The organism is Qipengyuania sp. SM2512 (genome assembly GCF_054954005.1).
The window spans coordinates 1,912,484-1,928,785 of record NZ_CM143134.1 but is presented as its reverse complement, the minus strand read 5'-3'; the positions used below and the strand labels follow the sequence as shown (position 1 = coordinate 1,928,785).

The 16,302-nt window shown below is 64.6% G+C and carries 14 protein-coding genes; 2 read left to right on the top strand and 12 right to left on the bottom strand.

Annotated elements, in window-relative coordinates:
- Positions 1 to 89 precede the first annotated feature (89 nt).
- Together ACQ5J0_RS09655 and ACQ5J0_RS09650 are read right to left on the bottom strand one after the other, a co-directional pair.
- Positions 90 to 1,403 carry a putative bifunctional diguanylate cyclase/phosphodiesterase gene (locus ACQ5J0_RS09655; RefSeq protein ID WP_462567267.1) on the bottom strand — a complete coding sequence of 438 codons (1,314 nt, stop codon included), beginning with the start codon at positions 1,401 to 1,403 and terminating at the stop codon, positions 90 to 92.
- The gene (locus ACQ5J0_RS09650; protein WP_462567266.1) at positions 1,400 to 2,437 is read right to left on the bottom strand and encodes a CHASE4 domain-containing protein; all 1,038 of its coding nucleotides are present in this window, start codon (positions 2,435 to 2,437) and stop codon (positions 1,400 to 1,402) included. The genes ACQ5J0_RS09655 and ACQ5J0_RS09650 overlap by 4 nt, the downstream gene beginning before the upstream one ends.
- A gap of 258 nt (positions 2,438 to 2,695) precedes the next feature.
- On the opposite strand from ACQ5J0_RS09650, the gene ACQ5J0_RS09645 reads away from it, so the two are divergent.
- Positions 2,696 to 3,001 carry a hypothetical protein gene (locus ACQ5J0_RS09645; RefSeq protein WP_462567265.1) on the top strand — a complete coding sequence of 102 codons (306 nt, stop codon included), beginning with the start codon at positions 2,696 to 2,698 and terminating at the stop codon, positions 2,999 to 3,001.
- Between the two features lie 138 nt (positions 3,002 to 3,139).
- Here the strand turns inward: ACQ5J0_RS09645 and ACQ5J0_RS09640 are convergent, their stop codons facing one another.
- The 3 genes from ACQ5J0_RS09640 to ACQ5J0_RS09630 all read right to left on the bottom strand — a co-directional run bounded on the left by ACQ5J0_RS09640 (position 3,140) and on the right by ACQ5J0_RS09630 (position 6,256).
- Complete coding sequence (locus ACQ5J0_RS09640) at positions 3,140 to 3,844, bottom strand: Crp/Fnr family transcriptional regulator (protein ID WP_462567264.1); 705 nt, start codon at positions 3,842 to 3,844, stop codon at positions 3,140 to 3,142.
- 428 nt (positions 3,845 to 4,272) lie between these two features.
- Positions 4,273 to 5,436 (bottom strand): acyl-CoA dehydrogenase family protein, encoded by a 1,164-nt coding sequence (locus ACQ5J0_RS09635; RefSeq protein WP_462567263.1) that lies wholly within the window; start codon positions 5,434 to 5,436, stop codon positions 4,273 to 4,275.
- A gap of 58 nt (positions 5,437 to 5,494) precedes the next feature.
- Positions 5,495 to 6,256 carry a crotonase/enoyl-CoA hydratase family protein gene (locus tag ACQ5J0_RS09630; protein WP_462567262.1) on the bottom strand — a complete coding sequence of 254 codons (762 nt, stop codon included), beginning with the start codon at positions 6,254 to 6,256 and terminating at the stop codon, positions 5,495 to 5,497.
- 114 nt (positions 6,257 to 6,370) lie between these two features.
- Here ACQ5J0_RS09630 and ACQ5J0_RS09625 point away from each other — a divergent pair, with 114 nt between their 5' ends.
- Positions 6,371 to 7,639: an acetyl-CoA C-acetyltransferase gene (locus tag ACQ5J0_RS09625; protein ID WP_462567261.1), complete on the top strand. Its 1,269-nt coding sequence runs from the start codon at positions 6,371 to 6,373 to the stop codon at positions 7,637 to 7,639.
- A gap of 9 nt (positions 7,640 to 7,648) precedes the next feature.
- On the opposite strand, the gene ACQ5J0_RS09620 is transcribed toward ACQ5J0_RS09625, so the two are convergent.
- The 7 genes from ACQ5J0_RS09620 to ACQ5J0_RS09590 form a co-directional block, all read right to left on the bottom strand.
- Positions 7,649 to 8,737 carry a CaiB/BaiF CoA transferase family protein gene (locus tag ACQ5J0_RS09620; protein ID WP_462567260.1) on the bottom strand — a complete coding sequence of 363 codons (1,089 nt, stop codon included), beginning with the start codon at positions 8,735 to 8,737 and terminating at the stop codon, positions 7,649 to 7,651.
- 80 nt (positions 8,738 to 8,817) lie between these two features.
- Complete coding sequence (locus tag ACQ5J0_RS09615; protein ID WP_462567259.1) at positions 8,818 to 9,414, bottom strand: nucleotidyltransferase family protein; 597 nt, start codon at positions 9,412 to 9,414, stop codon at positions 8,818 to 8,820.
- Positions 9,398 to 10,237, bottom strand: coding sequence for an XdhC family protein (locus tag ACQ5J0_RS09610; RefSeq protein ID WP_462567258.1), 840 nt, complete (start codon positions 10,235 to 10,237; stop codon positions 9,398 to 9,400). Before ACQ5J0_RS09610 ends, ACQ5J0_RS09615 begins: the two co-directional genes overlap by 17 nt.
- A 2-nt stretch (positions 10,238 to 10,239) precedes the next feature.
- Positions 10,240 to 12,432 (bottom strand): xanthine dehydrogenase family protein molybdopterin-binding subunit, encoded by a 2,193-nt coding sequence (locus ACQ5J0_RS09605; RefSeq protein ID WP_462567257.1) that lies wholly within the window; start codon positions 12,430 to 12,432, stop codon positions 10,240 to 10,242.
- Positions 12,429 to 13,415: an FAD binding domain-containing protein gene (locus ACQ5J0_RS09600; RefSeq protein ID WP_462567256.1), complete on the bottom strand. Its 987-nt coding sequence runs from the start codon at positions 13,413 to 13,415 to the stop codon at positions 12,429 to 12,431. Before ACQ5J0_RS09600 ends, ACQ5J0_RS09605 begins: the two co-directional genes overlap by 4 nt.
- Positions 13,412 to 13,918: a 2Fe-2S iron-sulfur cluster-binding protein gene (locus tag ACQ5J0_RS09595; protein ID WP_462567255.1), complete on the bottom strand. Its 507-nt coding sequence runs from the start codon at positions 13,916 to 13,918 to the stop codon at positions 13,412 to 13,414. The genes ACQ5J0_RS09600 and ACQ5J0_RS09595 overlap by 4 nt, the downstream gene beginning before the upstream one ends.
- Positions 13,919 to 14,008: 90 nt before the next feature.
- Entirely contained in the window at positions 14,009 to 16,108 is a 2,100-nt protein-coding gene (locus tag ACQ5J0_RS09590; RefSeq protein WP_462567254.1) for a sensor domain-containing diguanylate cyclase, read from the bottom strand.
- Between the last annotated feature and the right edge of the window lie 194 nt (positions 16,109 to 16,302).

Genomic DNA, 16,302 nt, shown 5'->3' with positions numbered 1-16,302 from the left:
GCGGTTCGCTGCCGGCTTTTGGGTGGAGGCTGGGCGTCTGCTTTCAGGCGTTCAGATGATGTAAGCGGGCGTTTGTTGCGCCAACCCTGTCATGTACCGGAGCGGACTTGACGCCTTACTTTGCGCGCCAGCTCAACGCCATCGAAGGGCAGATACGTTTCGAGTAAGAAGGCGTGCAAGTCCTTCTCAGACAGCGCCTTCGAGAACAGGAAACCTTGAAGTTCATTACAGCCGGCGATCTGAAGCAAACGCTCCTGCTCTTCCGTTTCCACCCCTTCGGCCGTGACGGAAAGAGCCATCGCATGCCCCAGAGCGATCACCGCCTGAACGATTGCATTTGCCTCGGAATCGTGGCCGAGACGCTTTACGAAACTCTTGTCTATCTTGATCCGATCGACCTTGAACTTCTTCAAATAACTCAGGCTCGAATACCCTGTACCGAAATCGTCAAGAGCAATTCGAAAGCCAGAGGCGCGCAAGTCCTTCAGCGCCGCTGTCACGGCGTCATCGTCCCCAACGAGGATGCTCTCGGTTACCTCCAATTCGATTTGCTCAGGCTTGACGCCAGCCTCGAACACGATCGATCGGATCGAATGGGCCACGTCCGGTGTTCGAAATTGCACCGGAGAGATGTTGACTGCCATCGAGAGCCCCGGCCATTGGCGCGCTACGCGACAGGCCTCGGCAAGCACCCAGCCGCCCACTGCATCGATTAGCCCGCACTCCTCAGCGACCGGGATAAACGCGTCGGGCGCCAACTTACCTCGAGTGGGATGCCCCCATCTCACCAGCGCCTCTAAACCCATTATGCGTCGCCCGGTGGCGTCCAGTTTTGGCTGATACTCGACGAAGAGCTCTTCGCCCGAGCGCAATGCTGCTCTCAGCTCATCTTCGATGACGCGTCGGCTCGCAATGCTCTCGTCCATCTCGGCGGTGAAGAAGCGATAGTCGTTGCGACCGTCTTCCTTTGCCTTGTACATCGCCATGTCGGCCTTCCTTAGCAGCTCGGTCTTCTCAGAGCCCTGGAAGGGGGAAATCGCGATGCCGATGCTGCCACCGACATGTACCGATGAGCCGATGATCTCGAAGGGCTTACGCAGCTCGCTGAGAATAGCGTTTGCAGCGTCCGAGAATTCATCGGAGACGCGCCGATCGGCGAGGCAGATAGCGAATTCATCGCCACCAATGCGTGCAACGACATCGCAGGCTCCGACGCAGTTGACGAGGCGAACCGCCACCGCCTGAATTAGCTGGTCACCCGCCAAGTGACCCAGTCTATCGTTGACCTGCTTAAAGCGGTCGAGGTCGATCAGCATCACACCGAGAAGCGTCTCCGATCCTGCTTCGCCCAGTACTTCATCGACGAACCTGCTGAACGAGGTTCGGTTTGGAAGACCAGTCAACGCGTCATGGTTGGGAGGTAGAGAGCTTGCGTCTCTGTAGCCTGCAGTTCCAGTCGCGCTTCTTCAAGGCGCCGGATTGACTTCGCATCCTTGGACATAAGTCGGCCGACGCTGGCAGTCAGCGCCGCAAGCAAACCCAATAGGGCAAGGAGCGCCACTCCTCCCTGGAGTAGCACCGAACGCAAAATTGCCTGGCCCGGCATCTCGGGACGCCATGTGAAATAGCCGATCGGCTCACCGTCCCAGGAAGATAGGGCGACGCTTTGCATAGCGGAGCTTTCTATAGCGGGTGACTTGGTCACACGTGCACCGACAATCCCCCGTTCGCGCTGGAGATGTTGCATAAGGCTCGTATTCAAGTAGCGGATGCTAATGAGCAGTGGCTCCGTACCGGTCGTATCGCCGGCTATTTGCGAATCTGGCATCATGCGCATGACGCTCGCGGCCGCTACTTTCCCCTCGATATCCACCAGGTCGGTCGCATGTACTGCAACGGGAGACGTGCGAACGGTACTTTGTGGATGGATCTTTTGATTCGGAAGACGCTCATGTGGGTTTGCCGGGGCGCTGCTTCGCCCGCGCGCCTCAGTTATCAGGAAGGCTACCCCCTTCTGAACGCCCATCAGTATTTCGGGATTGACCCGGACACCGTTTTCCATCGCGTAGAGAGGGCGATCTTGGCCATCCACGATGATGTCAATCTCGTGATTGAACACGTAATTCAGCCACGTTCCGACATTCTGGTCCAGCCAATCAAGGTCAGGCTCTCGCTTGCTCACTTCGGCGAAGGCTGGATCCCATATGGCGATCCCTGCCTGACTTTGTGCAAGTTCGTCGAGCGTTGCGCCAATCGCAAGACGTACCTCCCGCACCTGCCTGTCTCGGGTCGCTGCATCGCTGTTCTCTGCCGTGACCCACAAGCTCCAGAGGCCGAACACTACAAGTGCTCCAGCCAGGCAAATGGCAGGTAGCGCGACGAACACGAAAAAACGCTGTCGAGGCCTCGTAATGTTGAAGAGCGGAAACTGGTACATCGAAGCCTGGTGTGATCGAGAAGGAGAAGCACCAATCCCCGATTGCTTTTCAAGCCTTAACCTATTCGGATCGAGGTGCCCTAATCTTTAATTATAGACGAGTTCACTGCCGGTGGTACGCGCCTGTCGATACGAGCTCGGTGATGCGAGGCTCACGTTGCGGCGGTACGCAATATCCTGTCGCAATACGGGTCGAAGTAATGCTGGAGGCAAATAAGCCCGCGCAATCAAGCCTTCGCATAACATTTTGAATATCGCATGTCCTGCGAATCGCTCATCCTGATTTCTCAACGCAAGCGGGAGCGGAAGATGCAGCAGCAGAAACTCAAAGATCCCGCGCCGGACACATCGGCCGGGTTTTCACTGCCAAGCTATTGCCTCAAATTCACTGACGACGGTTTGGGGAGTCGCAAGGAACTCCAGTTCGAGGCCATCAATGCTTCGAAAGCGCTGCTTGTCGCGCAAGAGGAAGCCTCCAACCGGCGGGCCGAACTGTGGTGCGATGGCCGCAAGCTGTGCAACATCTCGCATACCGGAGCCGGGGTCTGGGAAGTCAGCCCCTGAAATCCCGCGCCCCTGATATCCCGCGCCCCCAAATCCGGCACACCTGAGATCCGCAGAAGGCCGGCGTCTCCGCATCCATCCAGCCTCCCGTTTCATTCTTCCGGTCCGGGCACCCGTTCCAGCCCCCGTGGCGCAGGTTCAGGCGACCTGATCGAGGTGCAGGTAGAGCGCGCTGAAGCCGGAGCTATCCCGCAGCCGATCCCAATCGGGGATCGCGATGGACCGGCCATCGCGCTCGATCAGCCCCGCCTCGTCGAGCGCCTTCAGGCTGCGGTTGACATGAACCTGGGTGAGCCCGGTCGCATCGGCGAGCTGCTCCTGCGTGAAGGGGAGCCGATACCCTTCCTCGTCTCCGAGCCCCACGAGCTTCAGCCGCAGTGCGAATTCGCACAGGAGATGAGCGATGCGCTGCTTGGCCGGGCGCTGGCCGACGTTCACCACCCATTCGCGGTAGATCGATGCATCGATCAGCGTGTCGATCCAGAGGGTACGCCCGATCCGGGGATTGCTGTCGATCAGGGCAAGCAGCTCTCGAACGGGAAAGTGGACGATCTCGCAGTCCGTCAGCGCCTGAACGTTGTGATCCGCAACCCTGAGCAGCGAACCCTCGAGATCGACGAAATCGCCCGGGATATGGAAACTGACGATCTGGCGGCGACCCCCGTCGGTGATTTTCTGCCGGATCGCGAATCCCTCGAGGACCAGGGCGCTCTCCTCGCAGGCCACGCCCTCGCGAACGAGATAACCGCCGGCCTGGTAGGTCTTTTCCCTGTAACTGAGCGAATAGAGCGCCTCCAGATCGGCGGCATCGAGGACCCCGCGCCGCTCATGCTTGCGCAGCATGCGATGAAAGATGGGATGGTTCGACAAAGCCGTGAGTTCCCCCTCGGAAAAGCGGCTTGGCGTCTCTGGACGCTCTTCGTCGCTGAAACGCTTCGCCTTTGCGCAGGATAGCACCGCCTCGGAGGAATAAGAAGGGGCTGGCTCCGGCGCCCGCGCCCGCGCCCGCGCAGAGCCGCCCGACGCGCCATCGGCGGCAAAGCCCCGGATCGGCCCGCGCGAAAACGACCGCTTTCCTACACGAAATCGGCCCGCTAGCTTCGCACTGGGCCCTTCTCGCCGCGATTCCGGTCTCCGCGGACACCCGTCGAGCCAGCGGCGAGCGCAGGGGCATGTGTTTCATCAACCAACTCGCCCGAATCGGCGTAGCGACACGAAAAACGGCCGCCGAATCGCAATCCGGCGGCCGATTTGTTGGAGGGACGGGGCGATTACATCGAGCGGGCGATCACCATCCGCATGATCTCGTTCGAGCCGCCGAAGATCCGCGTGATCCGGCTGTCGCGATACATCCGCGCGATCGGATAGTCGTTGATATAGCCCGAGCCGCCATGCAGCTGAAGGCATTTGTCGACCACCTCGCTCTGCAGTTCGGTAACCCAGTATTTGGCCATGCAGGCGGTGGGGACATCGAGCTTGCCCTCGAGATGCTTGGAGATGCAGTCGTTGACGAAGACCCGCGCCGCGGTGCCCTTGGCCTTGAGATCGGCGAGGACGAACTGGGTGTTCTGGAAGTCCCATACCGTCTGGCCGAAGGCCTTGCGCTCCTTGACGAATTCGACCGTCACATCGAGCGCACGCTCGATCCCGGCAATCGCGCCCATGGCGATGATCAGCCGCTCCTGCGGCAGCTCGCCCATCAGCTGGTAGAAGCCCTTGCCCTCCACCCCGCCGAGCACGTTCTCGGCCGGAACGAAGACATCGTCGAAGAACAGTTCGGAGGTGTCCTGCGCATCGAGCCCGATCTTGTCGAGCTTCTTGCCGCGCTGGAAGCCCTCGGCGCCCTCGGTCTCGAGCAGCAGCAGCGAGATGCCCTTGGCGCGCTGGTTGGGATCGGTCTTGGCAACGACGATGATGAAATCGGCGATCTGGCCGTTGGAGATATAGGTCTTGGCGCCGTTGAGCCGGTAGCCATTGCCGTCCTTCAGCGCGGTGGTGGTGATGCTCTGCAGATCCGAGCCGACGCCCGGCTCGGTCATCGCGATCGCGCTCACCAGCTCGCCGCTGACCAGCTTGGGCAGGTATTTCTTCTTCTGCTCCTCGGTGCCGTGGCGGACCAGATAGGGCAGGATCACCGTGTTGTGCAGGCTGGCGGCGAAACCGTCGACATTGTGTTTGCCCTGCTGCTCGATCACCACCATGTCGTGGCGGAAATCGCCGCCATGGCCGCCGTATTCCTCGGGCACCGAGACGCCGAGCAGACCGGCCTCGCCCGCCTCGTTCCAGAATTCACGTTCGACCTGGCCGTCCTCGCGCCATTTCGCGACGCGCTTTTCGGGAGCGTGCTTTTCGTAGAACTTGCCGACGGCATCGGCGAAGATCGAGATTTCCTCGTCTTCCATGAAGGCGGGCGGCGGAATGTCGATGACGGGCATTGGGGGTTATCCTCTCTCAGGGGCAGTCAGATGGCAGTAGCGCGCTTGTCCCGCGCGCTTACTTGCCCTTCCAGTTGGGCTTGCGCTTCTCGGCGAAGGCAGCCGCGCCTTCGCGCGCGTCCTCGCTCATGAAGACCTTGGGCAGCAGCTTGGCCTGCTCGTCCCAGCGCTCTTCCAGGCTCCAGCCGCGCGACTGGTCGACGATCTGCTTGGAAACGCGCACCGCCAGCGGGCCGTTCTCGTTGATCTTCGCCGCCAGTTCCTTGGCCGCATCGAGCGCCGAGCCTTCGACCACGCGGTTGACCAGCCCGAGCTCGTAGGCGCGGGTGGCGTCGATGAAATCGCCGGTCAGCGCCAGCTCCATCGCGATCTTGGGCGGGATCAGATCGGGCAGCTTCATCAGCCCGCCCGCCGCCGCGGCAAGCCCGCGCTTGGCTTCGGGGATGCCGAATTTGGCGTCCTTGTTGGCGACCACGAGATCGCAGGAAATCATCAGCTCCATCCCGCCTGCGAGTGCATAGCCCTCGACCGCGGCGATCAGGGGCTTGGAGGGGCCCTGCTGGGTGATGCCGCCGAAGCCGCGGCCCTCGATGCTGGGGGATTCGCCGCGCAGGAAGCCCTTGAGATCCATGCCCGAGCAGAAGGTCCCGCCCGCGCCGGTGAGGATCGCAACGCGCAGATCGTCGTCTGCGTCGAGCCGGTCCATCGCCGCGGCGATGCCTTCCGCAGCGGCCTTGTTCATTGCGTTCTTGGCTTCGGGACGGTTGATCGTGACGATCAGAATGCCGTCTTCGACCTGGGTCAGGACTTCTTCGCTCACAGGCTCATCTCCCATTGCAATGTGAAACTGGTCTTGCGCCCTTGCTGCGGCAGGCTTACGCCTACGTCAACCGGCAATCGCCGCGAAAGGCGCGCCCGGAGAGGAGAACATTGCATGTCCGAAGCCTATATCATCGACGCCGTCCGCACCCCGCGCGGGATCGGAAAACAGGGCAAAGGCGCGCTTGCCGAACAGCATCCGCAGCACCTCGCGGCAACCGTGCTCAAGGCGATCGCCCAGCGTAACGGGCTCGACACCGCCACCGTCGACGACGTGATCTGGTCAGTAAGCACGCAGGACGGGATGCAGGCGGGCGATCTGGGCCGCATGGCGGCGCTCGATGCAGGCTACGACGTTACCAGCTCGGGGACGACGCTCGACCGGTTCTGCGGCGGCGGGATCACCAGCGTCAGCCTCGCGGCAGCGCAGGTGATGAGCGGGATGGAAGATTGCGTGGTCGCAGGCGGCACCGAAATGATGAGCCTCACCGGACAGATGGCGCGCGACAAGATGGCTGCGGGGATGAAGCCGCCGATGATGGGCAGCTACAACGAGCGGCTGCAGCAGTCGCATCCGCAGAGCCACCAGGGCGTCTGCGGCGATGCGATCGCCACAAAGGAAGGCTTCACCCGCGAGGAACTGGACGAGGTCGGCTATCGCAGCCAGCAGCGCGCTGCGCAGGCGATCGCGGAAGGCAGGTTCGACAAGTCGCTGGTCCCGGTGGTCGACGACGAGGGCAACGTGGTGCTCGACAAGGAAGAGTTTCCCCGCCCGCAGACCACGCGCGAAGGTCTCGCCGAGCTCGAGCCCGCCTTCACCAAGATCGCCGATGTGCCGATCGACCAGAACGGAACCACATTCCGCGGGCTGATCAACCGCAAATATCCCGATCTCGAGATCGAGCATTTCCACCACGCCGGCAACAGCTCGGGCGTGGTCGATGGCGCTGCGGCGGTGCTCGTGACCAGCAAGGCCTATGCCCAGAAGTACGGCCTCAAGCCGCGCGCGCGGATCGTCGCCACCGCCAATATGGGCGACGACCCCACGCTGATGCTCAACGCCCCGGTTCCCGCGGCGAAGAAGGTGCTGGAGAAGGCCGGGCTGACGGTGGACGACATCGACCTGTTCGAGATCAACGAGGCCTTCGCGGTGGTCGCGGCCAAATTCGTCCGCGATCTCGGGCTCGACTGGGACAAGGTCAACGTCAACGGCGGCTCGATCGCGCTGGGTCACCCGATCGGCGCAACCGGATCGATTCTGATCGGCACGATGATCGACGAACTCGAACGCCAGAACAAGCGCTACGGCCTCGTCACCATGTGCGCCGCGGGCGGCATGGCGCCGGCGATCGTGATCGAGCGGGTCGAGGACTTTGTCGACTGATTATCGGTTCTAGCGAGGAGTGGATGGGAGTTCGGGCACCGCGCCCGGCTCCCATCGCTCGCCGGCGAAGCGGATCGGCGGGGCTATGTGGTGCGCGCCTTCGTCTGTTTCGACCAGCAGCCCGCGCTCGGCGATATGCGGTTGGTCGAGCGCTTCGCGAAAATCCAGCACCGGCGCGAAGGCCACGTCCTTGTCGGCGAACCACTCCACCCATTCGTCGCGCGTTTTGCCCGCAAAGGTCTCGCACAGGAAGGCGATCAGCGGCTCCTGCTCGCCCGCGGGCGCTTCCGCATAGGGAAGCAGATCCTCGCGCCCCAGCGCCGCCAGCAGCACTTTCGCGAATTTGATCTCGCGTCCGCCCAGCGCGATGTGGCGCCCGTCAGCGGTGCGATAGACCTGGTAAAAGGCTGCCCCCCCAAGCGAACGCTGGCTGGCCGAGCGCGGACTTTCGCCGCCCGCGATCGCGCTGCCCGCAGTGTGCGCACACCACGGCAGCAGGCTGTCGAACATCGCGCAGTCGATATAGGCACCCTCGCCGCTGCGCTCGCGCCCCAGCAGCGCCATCAGCACCGCCGAGAGCGCGGTGAGTCCCGCGGCCATGTCCGAGCTTGCCACCCCGGGCACCACCGGCACGCCATCGGGCCCGTCGTTGACTGCGAGGAAACCTGCCAGCGCCTGCACCGCCATATCGTGCGCCGGGTGCTGCGCCAACGCGCCGTCCTGTCCGAAGGCGGTGATCGAACAATAGACGATCCCCGGATTGAGCGCGCGGACCGCCTCGTAATCCAAGCCCAGCCTTGCCATCACCCCGGGGCGAAACCCCTCCACGAAGACATCCGCCTCGCGGCACAGGTCGGCGAGCGCCTCCCTGCCAGCATCGCTCTTGAGGTCGAGCGCGCGGCTTTCCTTGCCGCGGTTGCAATTGGCGAACCAGACCGAGTGTCCCGCCTCGAACGGTCCCTGGTCGCGTGCAGGGTCGCCCGCCAGCGGTTCGATCTTGATCACCCGCGCGCCGTGGTCGGCCATCATCACGGTCATCATCGGACCGGGCAGAAACTGCGTCAGGTCGATCACGGTGATTCCGGATAATTTGCCCATTCGCAATTCCCCCCTTGGTGCCCGCGGTCGTTGCGAGGCGGCCCACATGGACGAGGAATTGTCGCCGCGCCAGTGGGCCGTCAGGGGTCGATCGGCAATCGGGCTTCGGCAAGCGCGAGGTCTGCGACCGTGTCGATATCGATCAGGCTGGCGGGCGAGAACGGCGACAGGGCTTCCGCATCTTCGCTCCAGCCATGCCCGCCCGCTCCGCGGTCGCCTTGCAAGCCGCCGAGACGCGAGAACATGGCTGCGGGGAACCCGGCCGGGTTGCCGTGTCTGCCATCGGGATAGCGGGTGAACAGCGCGCCATCGCCCAGCGCGAGGCGGCGCAGATGACCGGCTTCGACGAACGGCATGTCGGCCAGCAGGATCACCAGCCGCGAGCAATCCTTCGCCGCCTGCGCCGCGCACCGGATCGAACTCGCCAGCCCCTCGCCGGCGCGGGCATTTACCGCGGTGCGCCATGGGGTTCCCGAGAACAGGCTTGCCGAATGTTCGCTCGCCACGACGAAGCGGGTCACGAAACCCGCATGGATCGCCGCTTCGGCTGCCCATTGCCAGAGTGGGCACGGGCCGAGCTCTGCCGCCAGCTTGTCGCCGGTGAAGCGCTCGCCGCGTCCCGCGGCCAGCAGCGCGACCGCAATCGATGGGTCGAGCGGATCAGCGCAAGCGTTCATAGGAACCGACCACCTCGGCCAGGACCGACAGCGCCAAGGCCTGCGGTGTCCGGCAGGCGGGGAGCAGGCCGATCGGGCTGCGCAGCCGGGCGATGTCCTCCTCGCGCGCGCCGCGGGCAAGTAGCGCCATGGTGCGCTGTGCGCGGGCATTCTCGCCGCCCTGAGCGCCGATGTAGAAGGCGTCGCCCGCCAGCGCGTGCTCGATCAGCGCGGCCTCCCACTCGTGGTCGTGGAACAGCAGGATCTCGGCGGTCCAGCGGTCCGAAGGGGCGAGTTCGGGCGCCTTGCCCAGCGTCAGTTCGCGCTTGTCGTTCGCCTCGATCGCGATCCCGTAAGCGCGCGCCAGCCGCGCCAGCGCTGCCAGTTCGGGACCCTCGCCATAGGCGCGCAGGCGCAAGGCGGGGATATATCGCCGGCGGCGCAATTGCTCGCTATCGGGTAGCTCCAGCTCGGCCGGTCGGCGCGCTTGCAGCCGCGCCAGAGCCGCGCGGCAGGCGCCCCTGTCGGGCGCGGGGTCGAGCAATATGTCCAACCCTCCGCCGCAGGGCAGGCGGAAGTCGATCAGATCCGAGCCGTGCCCGTAGCGCCGCACGACCGGCTTGCTACAATTCCTGACATCCGCGGCGAGCTGGCTTTCCAGGCAACCGTCCGCGAGATCGCCGACCACGCTGCCATCGGGCAGCACCGCCAATTGCGCACCGATCCGGCGCGAGAAACTGCCCTCTATCCCGACGATGGTGCACAGCGCGGCGCCCGGTTCGCAGGCAGCAGCCAGCGCGGCATGGTCCTCACCCAAAGCAGCGGGACTATCGGTCCGGAGCATCGTCACTCGGGCATCGCCGCGATCACCCGGTCGGGCGTCATCGGGAAACCGAGCACCCGCGCGCCGCATGCGTTGTAGATCGCATTGCCGATCGCCGCGGCACCGCCGCACATCCCCAGCTCGCCGACCCCCTTCGCCTGTATCGGGCTGGCCGCCGGATCGCGTTCCTCGACCATGATGACCTCGAGATCGGGAACGTCGCGGTTCACCGGAACATGATATTCGGCAAGGTCGCAATTGGCGATATGGCCATCGACCGGATCGAACAGCAGCGCTTCGGTGAGCGCGGCACCGATGCTCCAGACGATGCCGCCCAGACATTGCGAACGCGCGGTCTTGGCGTTGAGCACCCGGCCGAAGCCGTAAGCGCCGAGCATGCGGTCGACCCGCGTCTCGCCGGTGAAGCGGTTGACGCGCACTTGCGCAAAGAACGCGCCATAGCCGGACGCGGTAAAATCGTCCTCGACAGCACCGGGCTCGTAATGCCCCTCGACCGAGAGTTCCTCGCCATCGAGCAGTTCGACCAGCGAAGCGCCGCCGATCACGCCGCCGTCCTTGAGCTTCAATTCCTCGGCCGACACTCCCGCCTTCTTCGCCAGAGTCGCGCGCAGGTCCTCGCAGGCGACGAACACCGCCGAGCAGATCGAGGATGCGCCCCAGCTACCGCCCGATCCCGGCCCGCGCGGGAAATCGGTGTCGCCCAAATCGACCAGCACCCGGTCCATCGGCAGGCCGAGCATCTCGCCCGTCACCTGGCCGACGATCGAATAGGTGCCGGTGCCGATATCGGTCATGTCGGTTTCGACCAGCGCGGTGCCGTCGGGCTTGAGCGTCACCCGCGCACGCGCCTCGGCGATATTGTGGACCCGCGCCGCGCTCGCCATGCCGGTGCCGATCCACCATTCGCCCTCGCGCCGCTGACGCGGTTTGCGCGGGCCATGGTCCCAGCCGAAGGCCTCGGCGCCCTGTTCAAGGCACTCGGCCAGCTTGCGCGAGGAATAGGGCAAGCCGTTGACGGGATGGCATTCGGGGATATTGCGCAGCCGCAATTCGACCGGATCGATCCCGACTTCTTCGGCCAGCATGTCCATCGCCGATTCGAGCGCGGGCATGCCCACGGCCTCGCCCGGCGCGCGGACCGAGCCTGCGGTCATCCGGTGGATCCGCGCCACTTCGAGCTGGAGCAGGCGGTTCTCGCCTCCGTAAAGGAACTCGCTCGACTGCAGCACCGGCTCGGCGAAGCTCTCGCCCGGCAGCTGCGAGACGCGCGCCTCGTGCCCGAAGCCGGTCAGGCGACCGTTCTCGTCGGCAGCGAGCCGGAAGCGCTGGCTGGTTTCCGAGCGGCGCATGATCGTCTGGAACACCTGCTGACGGCTCAACACCACGCGCACCGGTCGCTCCAGCTCCATCGCCGCGATCGACGCCGCAACAGCTTCCTCGCTGATCCCGAGCTTGGATCCAAAGCCGCCCCCGACATAGCGGGCGATCAGTCGCACCTGGTCCTCCTCGAGGCCCAGCGCATCGGCCAGTTCGGAAATGTTGTAGTTGGGCATCTGCAGCGAGGCATGGACAGTCAGCTTCTGCCCGTCCCATTGCGCGATGGCGGCATGCGGCTCCATTGCCGCGGAACTGTGTCCTTCGGTGGTGTAGGTCACATCGACGCTGTGCGCCGCTTGGCTCATCGCCTGTGCGAGGTCGCCCTGGCGCGTGGCGCCGTCCTGCGGCTCGGCATCCGTCCTTTCAGGGTCGAGCGGCACATCGGCGACATTTTCGGCGCGATATTCGAAGGTCAGATGCTTGGCCGCATCCCTGGCCTGTTCGAAGCTTTCCGCCACCACCAATGCGATCGGCTGCCCGAAATAGCCGACCTCGCGCGCGGGCTGCGCCGGGGCTTCGCCCGCGCCCCCCTGCGCCGCTCGTGCGGTGAGCCGCTTGTCGTCGATCACCGCAACCACGCCGGGCATCGACAGCACCGAATCCTTGTGGACCCCCTTGATCGTACCCTTGGTGAAGGGAGCAGTGACCAGCACGCCTTCGAGACAATCCGCGATCGGGTATTCGGCGGCATAGGGTGCGGTGCCGGTAACCTTGCCGAGCCCGTCTGGGCGCGCCAGCGGCTTGCCGATGATCCCCTGCACCATGTCGTCGAGCAAATTGCGGGTGTCGGGTTCGTCCTGTTTCAGATGCGCGCTCACAGTTCCATCCCCGTCGCTTCGGCCAGCACCGCAGCCAGCGTGCGCCGGGCCAGCGGAATTTTGAAATCGTTTTCGCCATAGCCTTGCGCACTGTCGAGCAGCACATCGGCTGCCTCGTCGAACAGTTGCGCAGACGGCTCCTTATTCAGCAGCACCTCGCTCAAGCGCGGGTCGTGCCACGGCTTGTGCGCCAACCCTCCAAAGGCGAGATCGGCGCGGCTGAAGCGTCCATCCTCGAGTGCCACCACGGCAGCGACCGAGACCATGGCGAAAGCGTAGGATGAGCGCTCGCGCACCTTGCGGTAGAGCTGGCGTGCCTCGACCGGCGGTGGAAGGATGACAGCTGTGATGATCTCGCCCTCCTCCAGCACATTGTCGCGCCAGGGGGTGTCGCCGGGCAGGCAGTGGAAATCGCGCACCGCCACGCTGCGGGACTTTCCGCTAGCATCGGCGATCTCGACCGCGGCGCCGAGCGCACTCATCGCCACCGCCATATCGCCGGGGTAGGTGGCGATGCATTGATCGCTGGTGCCCAGCACCGCGTGCAGCCGCGCGATCCCCTTGAGCGCACCGCAGCCCGAGCCGGGCTCGCGCTTGTTGCAGGGCTGGTCGATGTTCATGAAATAATAGCAGCGCGTGCGCTGGCACAGATTGCCGCCGGTGGTCGCCTTGTTGCGCAATTGCTGGCTCGCGCCCGCCAGGATCGCGCGGGCGAGCAGCGGGTAGTCGCTGCGGACACGGTCGTGGACTGCGGTGGCGGTGTTGCTCGCCAGCGCGCCGATCCTCAGGCCGCCCTCGTCGGTATCGGCGATTTGCCCCATCGGCAGACGATGGATATCGACCAGCGTCTGCGGCGTTTCCACCTGCAGCTTCATGAGATCGATCAGATTGGTTCCGCCGGCGATCGGCTTGCTATCACGGTCGGCGCAGAGCTGGGCGGCGTGGTCGAGACCGTCGGCGCGCTGAAAATCGAACGGCCTCATGCCGGATCCTCCTGCGCGGCTACATCCTCGATCGCGGCGACGATATTGGCATAGGCGCCGCAGCGGCACAGATTTCCGCTCATCCGCTCGCGAATTTCGGCGCCGCTGGCCTGCATCGGACCTTCGAGGCTCTCGCTCGCATCGCTCGGCCAGCCGTTGGCGATCTCCTGCAGCATCGCGGTGGCCGAGCAGATCTGGCCCGGTGTGCAATAGCCGCATTGGTACCCGTCGTACTCGACGAAGGCTTGCTGCAGCTTCGAAGGCGCAGCGGGGGTGCCCAGACCTTCTATGGTGGTGACATGGTCGCCGTCATGCATCGCGGCGAGCGACAGGCAGCTGTTGATCCGCATCCCGTCAACCAGCACGGTGCAGGCGCCGCACTGGCCATGGTCGCAGCCCTTCTTGGTCCCGGGCAGGGCCAAGTCGTGACGCAGGAAATCGAGCAGGGTTACTCTCGGATCGTCGGGCAAATCGTAGGTTTGGGAATTGATGGTGATCGGCACAGCAAGCTCCTCCACCCGGTCGAACGCATGCGGGCCTAGAAGTGTCCGGCTCGAATTGGGTTTCCTGCAGACCCCGCCGCGGCCAGCGCGCTAGTCGCCCCGGTCCAAAGCGATGGCATTGCGGCCGTTCTCCTTGGCGCGGTAGAGGGCGCGGTCGGCTGCGGCCAGCAACGCCGAAGCGTCACCGGTGAGCGTGGACGAGGCAGCCGCGACGCCCAAGCTGATTGTCACCACCGTTTGATCGGGGTGAGGATGTTCGACGCCGAGCCCCTCGATGGCGGCGCGGATACGGTCCGCGACGAGTGCAGCGCCCTCGGCGTCGATGCCGGGCAACAGCAGCGCGAATTCCTCGCCGCCCGTTCGTGCTGCAATATCGATCTCGCGGAAGGTCCCGCCAATCGCTTCCGCCACCCTCTTGAGGCATTCGTCGCCGGCCGGATGACCGAAGCGGTCGTTGTATTCCTTGAAGTGGTCGATATCGATCGCGATCAGTGCAAGCGGTTTCCCATCGCGCTGGGCGCGCGACCATTCCTCGCGCAGGCGGTCGTCGAACAGCCGGCGGTTAGCGAGTCCGGTCAGCGGATCGGTGGTGGCCTGCGTGGCAAGCAGTGCATTGGCTTCGGCTAGCTCGGCGTTCGCACGCTCGAGACGGACGCGCTGCATGGCGTAGCCGACCCTTGTGCGGAACAGTTCGACCGCGTCGATCTGGCGCCGTGCCCAGGGGCGGGACCGCCCGCGCACGGTCTCTCGCCAGGTGACGAAGGACAGACGCGGCGACGGTTGCTGCGACGATCCCTCAAGACCCTCGTCCTTGCGCGGATCGCCTGCCCAGTCGATTTCCTCGACCTGTTCGGCACGCAGCCATAGCGCGATCAGCGGACGCGATGCCTGCAGCCTGATCGCCAGCACTCCGCTCGCTTCGCGGACCATGGCCGCGCCTTGAGGGTATTCCTCGCTCAGGCGGTCGGTGGCGTAGCTCTCGCGATCCTTCAGCTTGCCATGGAGGAAGTCGTAAAGAGCGGCCAGTCGGCCATCCTCCTCCGGATACCAACCGGCTCCCGCAATCAATCCGCCTTCGGCCAGCAGGACGAAACCGCCGCTGTCGATCAGCCGCTGCAGTTCCTCGCACGAAGTTCTCAAGCGGCGCTCGGGATCCTCGCTCCTGCGCATGGCTTCGAGGACGGAATCCAGGGCGGCGGCCTGGATCGTTCCGAGCCGAGCGCTTTCGGCGCGTTCATGCGCCAGCACGAAGGCAGACAGCGAGGTTGCGATATGGCGGCAGAACAACTGCGTCTCCACTGGCACCAGCCGCGGCTGATAATGGTGGCATATGATCAGCCCCCACAATTCGCCTTCGGCCAGCAGCGAGATCGACATCGAGGCGCGCAGCCCCATGTTCTTCATGTATTCGAGATGGATCGGGGCGACAGAGCGCAGAATGCAGTGCGACATGTCGATCGGCGCGCCGCAGGACGTCGGCACCAGTGGCGCAGGCTCATAGTCCACATCGGGAACCATGCGGATCAGATTTCGGCGGAGCAGCTCGCGCACCTGACGCGGCACGTCCGAGGCGGGGAAGCGGTGCCCGAGATATTTCGCCGCTCGCGCGATGCGAGATTCGGCGATCACCGAGCCGCTGTCGTCATCCTGAAAGCGATAGATCATCACGCTGTCGAAGCCGGTGATGGCGCGCACCTGGTCGACCGCGACGGCGCAGGCATCGCGCAGGCTCTGGCAGGCGTTGATCCGGGTGAAGATCGCCCCCGCCAGGTCCAGCGCCGAAGCGACGCTGCCCTCGAGCTCGGCCTGGAGCAGTTCGACCGCGACGAAGCGGCCGGTGCGGTGTGCCATCATAGCCAACGGCCTGCGGTCGCCGGGCCGGGCGAGTCCCACATAGACCGGCTCGTCATTGAGATTGAGCAGGCAGGAAACGATCAGATCGTCGATCGAGATCCCCAGCAGGTCGCGCGCCGTCGGATTGTCGCTTGGCGCAAGACCGAGCAGGCGCTCGCAATCGCCCGCGCGATGCGACAGCACGCCCGTGGCCGCGTCGAACAGCAGCAGGACGCCGTGCGGCTGGATCGAACCGGGCGCGTGGATCGGCTCCGAATCGCACTGGCGCTGCGGGTCGTGGACGGGGGCTCGCGCAGGGGCGGAGGCGTCGGTAGTCGATGGTATTTGGAGGGTCATGCTGTGTTCCCCCTATCGAAGAGGGTCCGAAATAGGATGGGGGAGAAAGAGCGACAAAGGCTGCGTCAGCGGCACAAGACCGTCGGGGGCCCGGAGAATCGCGGGGCGCAAGCCGTACCCGCCGCGCGATCGCAAGACATTGCCGCCGGGCACGGGTGCGCGGCAAGCCTAGCACGAATTGGTCCCGGGTGCGC

Excerpts from the sequence above, each read along its gene's own strand:
- ACQ5J0_RS09620 (WP_462567260.1), bottom strand. The coding sequence starts at position 8,737 with ATGGGCAAATTATCCGGAATCACCGTGATCGACCTGACGCAGTTTCTG.
- ACQ5J0_RS09640 (WP_462567264.1), bottom strand. The coding sequence starts at position 3,844 with ATGCTGCGCAAGCATGAGCGGCGCGGGGTCCTCGATGCCGCCGATCTG.
- ACQ5J0_RS09650 (WP_462567266.1), bottom strand. The coding sequence starts at position 2,437 with ATGTACCAGTTTCCGCTCTTCAACATTACGAGGCCTCGACAGCGTTTT.
- ACQ5J0_RS09610 (WP_462567258.1), bottom strand. The coding sequence starts at position 10,237 with ATGCTCCGGACCGATAGTCCCGCTGCTTTGGGTGAGGACCATGCCGCG.
- ACQ5J0_RS09635 (WP_462567263.1), bottom strand. The coding sequence starts at position 5,436 with ATGCCCGTCATCGACATTCCGCCGCCCGCCTTCATGGAAGACGAGGAA.
- ACQ5J0_RS09645 (WP_462567265.1), top strand. The coding sequence starts at position 2,696 with ATGTCCTGCGAATCGCTCATCCTGATTTCTCAACGCAAGCGGGAGCGG.
- ACQ5J0_RS09600 (WP_462567256.1), bottom strand. The coding sequence starts at position 13,415 with ATGAGGCCGTTCGATTTTCAGCGCGCCGACGGTCTCGACCACGCCGCC.
- ACQ5J0_RS09590 (WP_462567254.1), bottom strand. The coding sequence starts at position 16,108 with ATGACCCTCCAAATACCATCGACTACCGACGCCTCCGCCCCTGCGCGA.
- ACQ5J0_RS09625 (WP_462567261.1), top strand. The coding sequence starts at position 6,371 with ATGTCCGAAGCCTATATCATCGACGCCGTCCGCACCCCGCGCGGGATC.
- ACQ5J0_RS09615 (WP_462567259.1), bottom strand. The coding sequence starts at position 9,414 with ATGAACGCTTGCGCTGATCCGCTCGACCCATCGATTGCGGTCGCGCTG.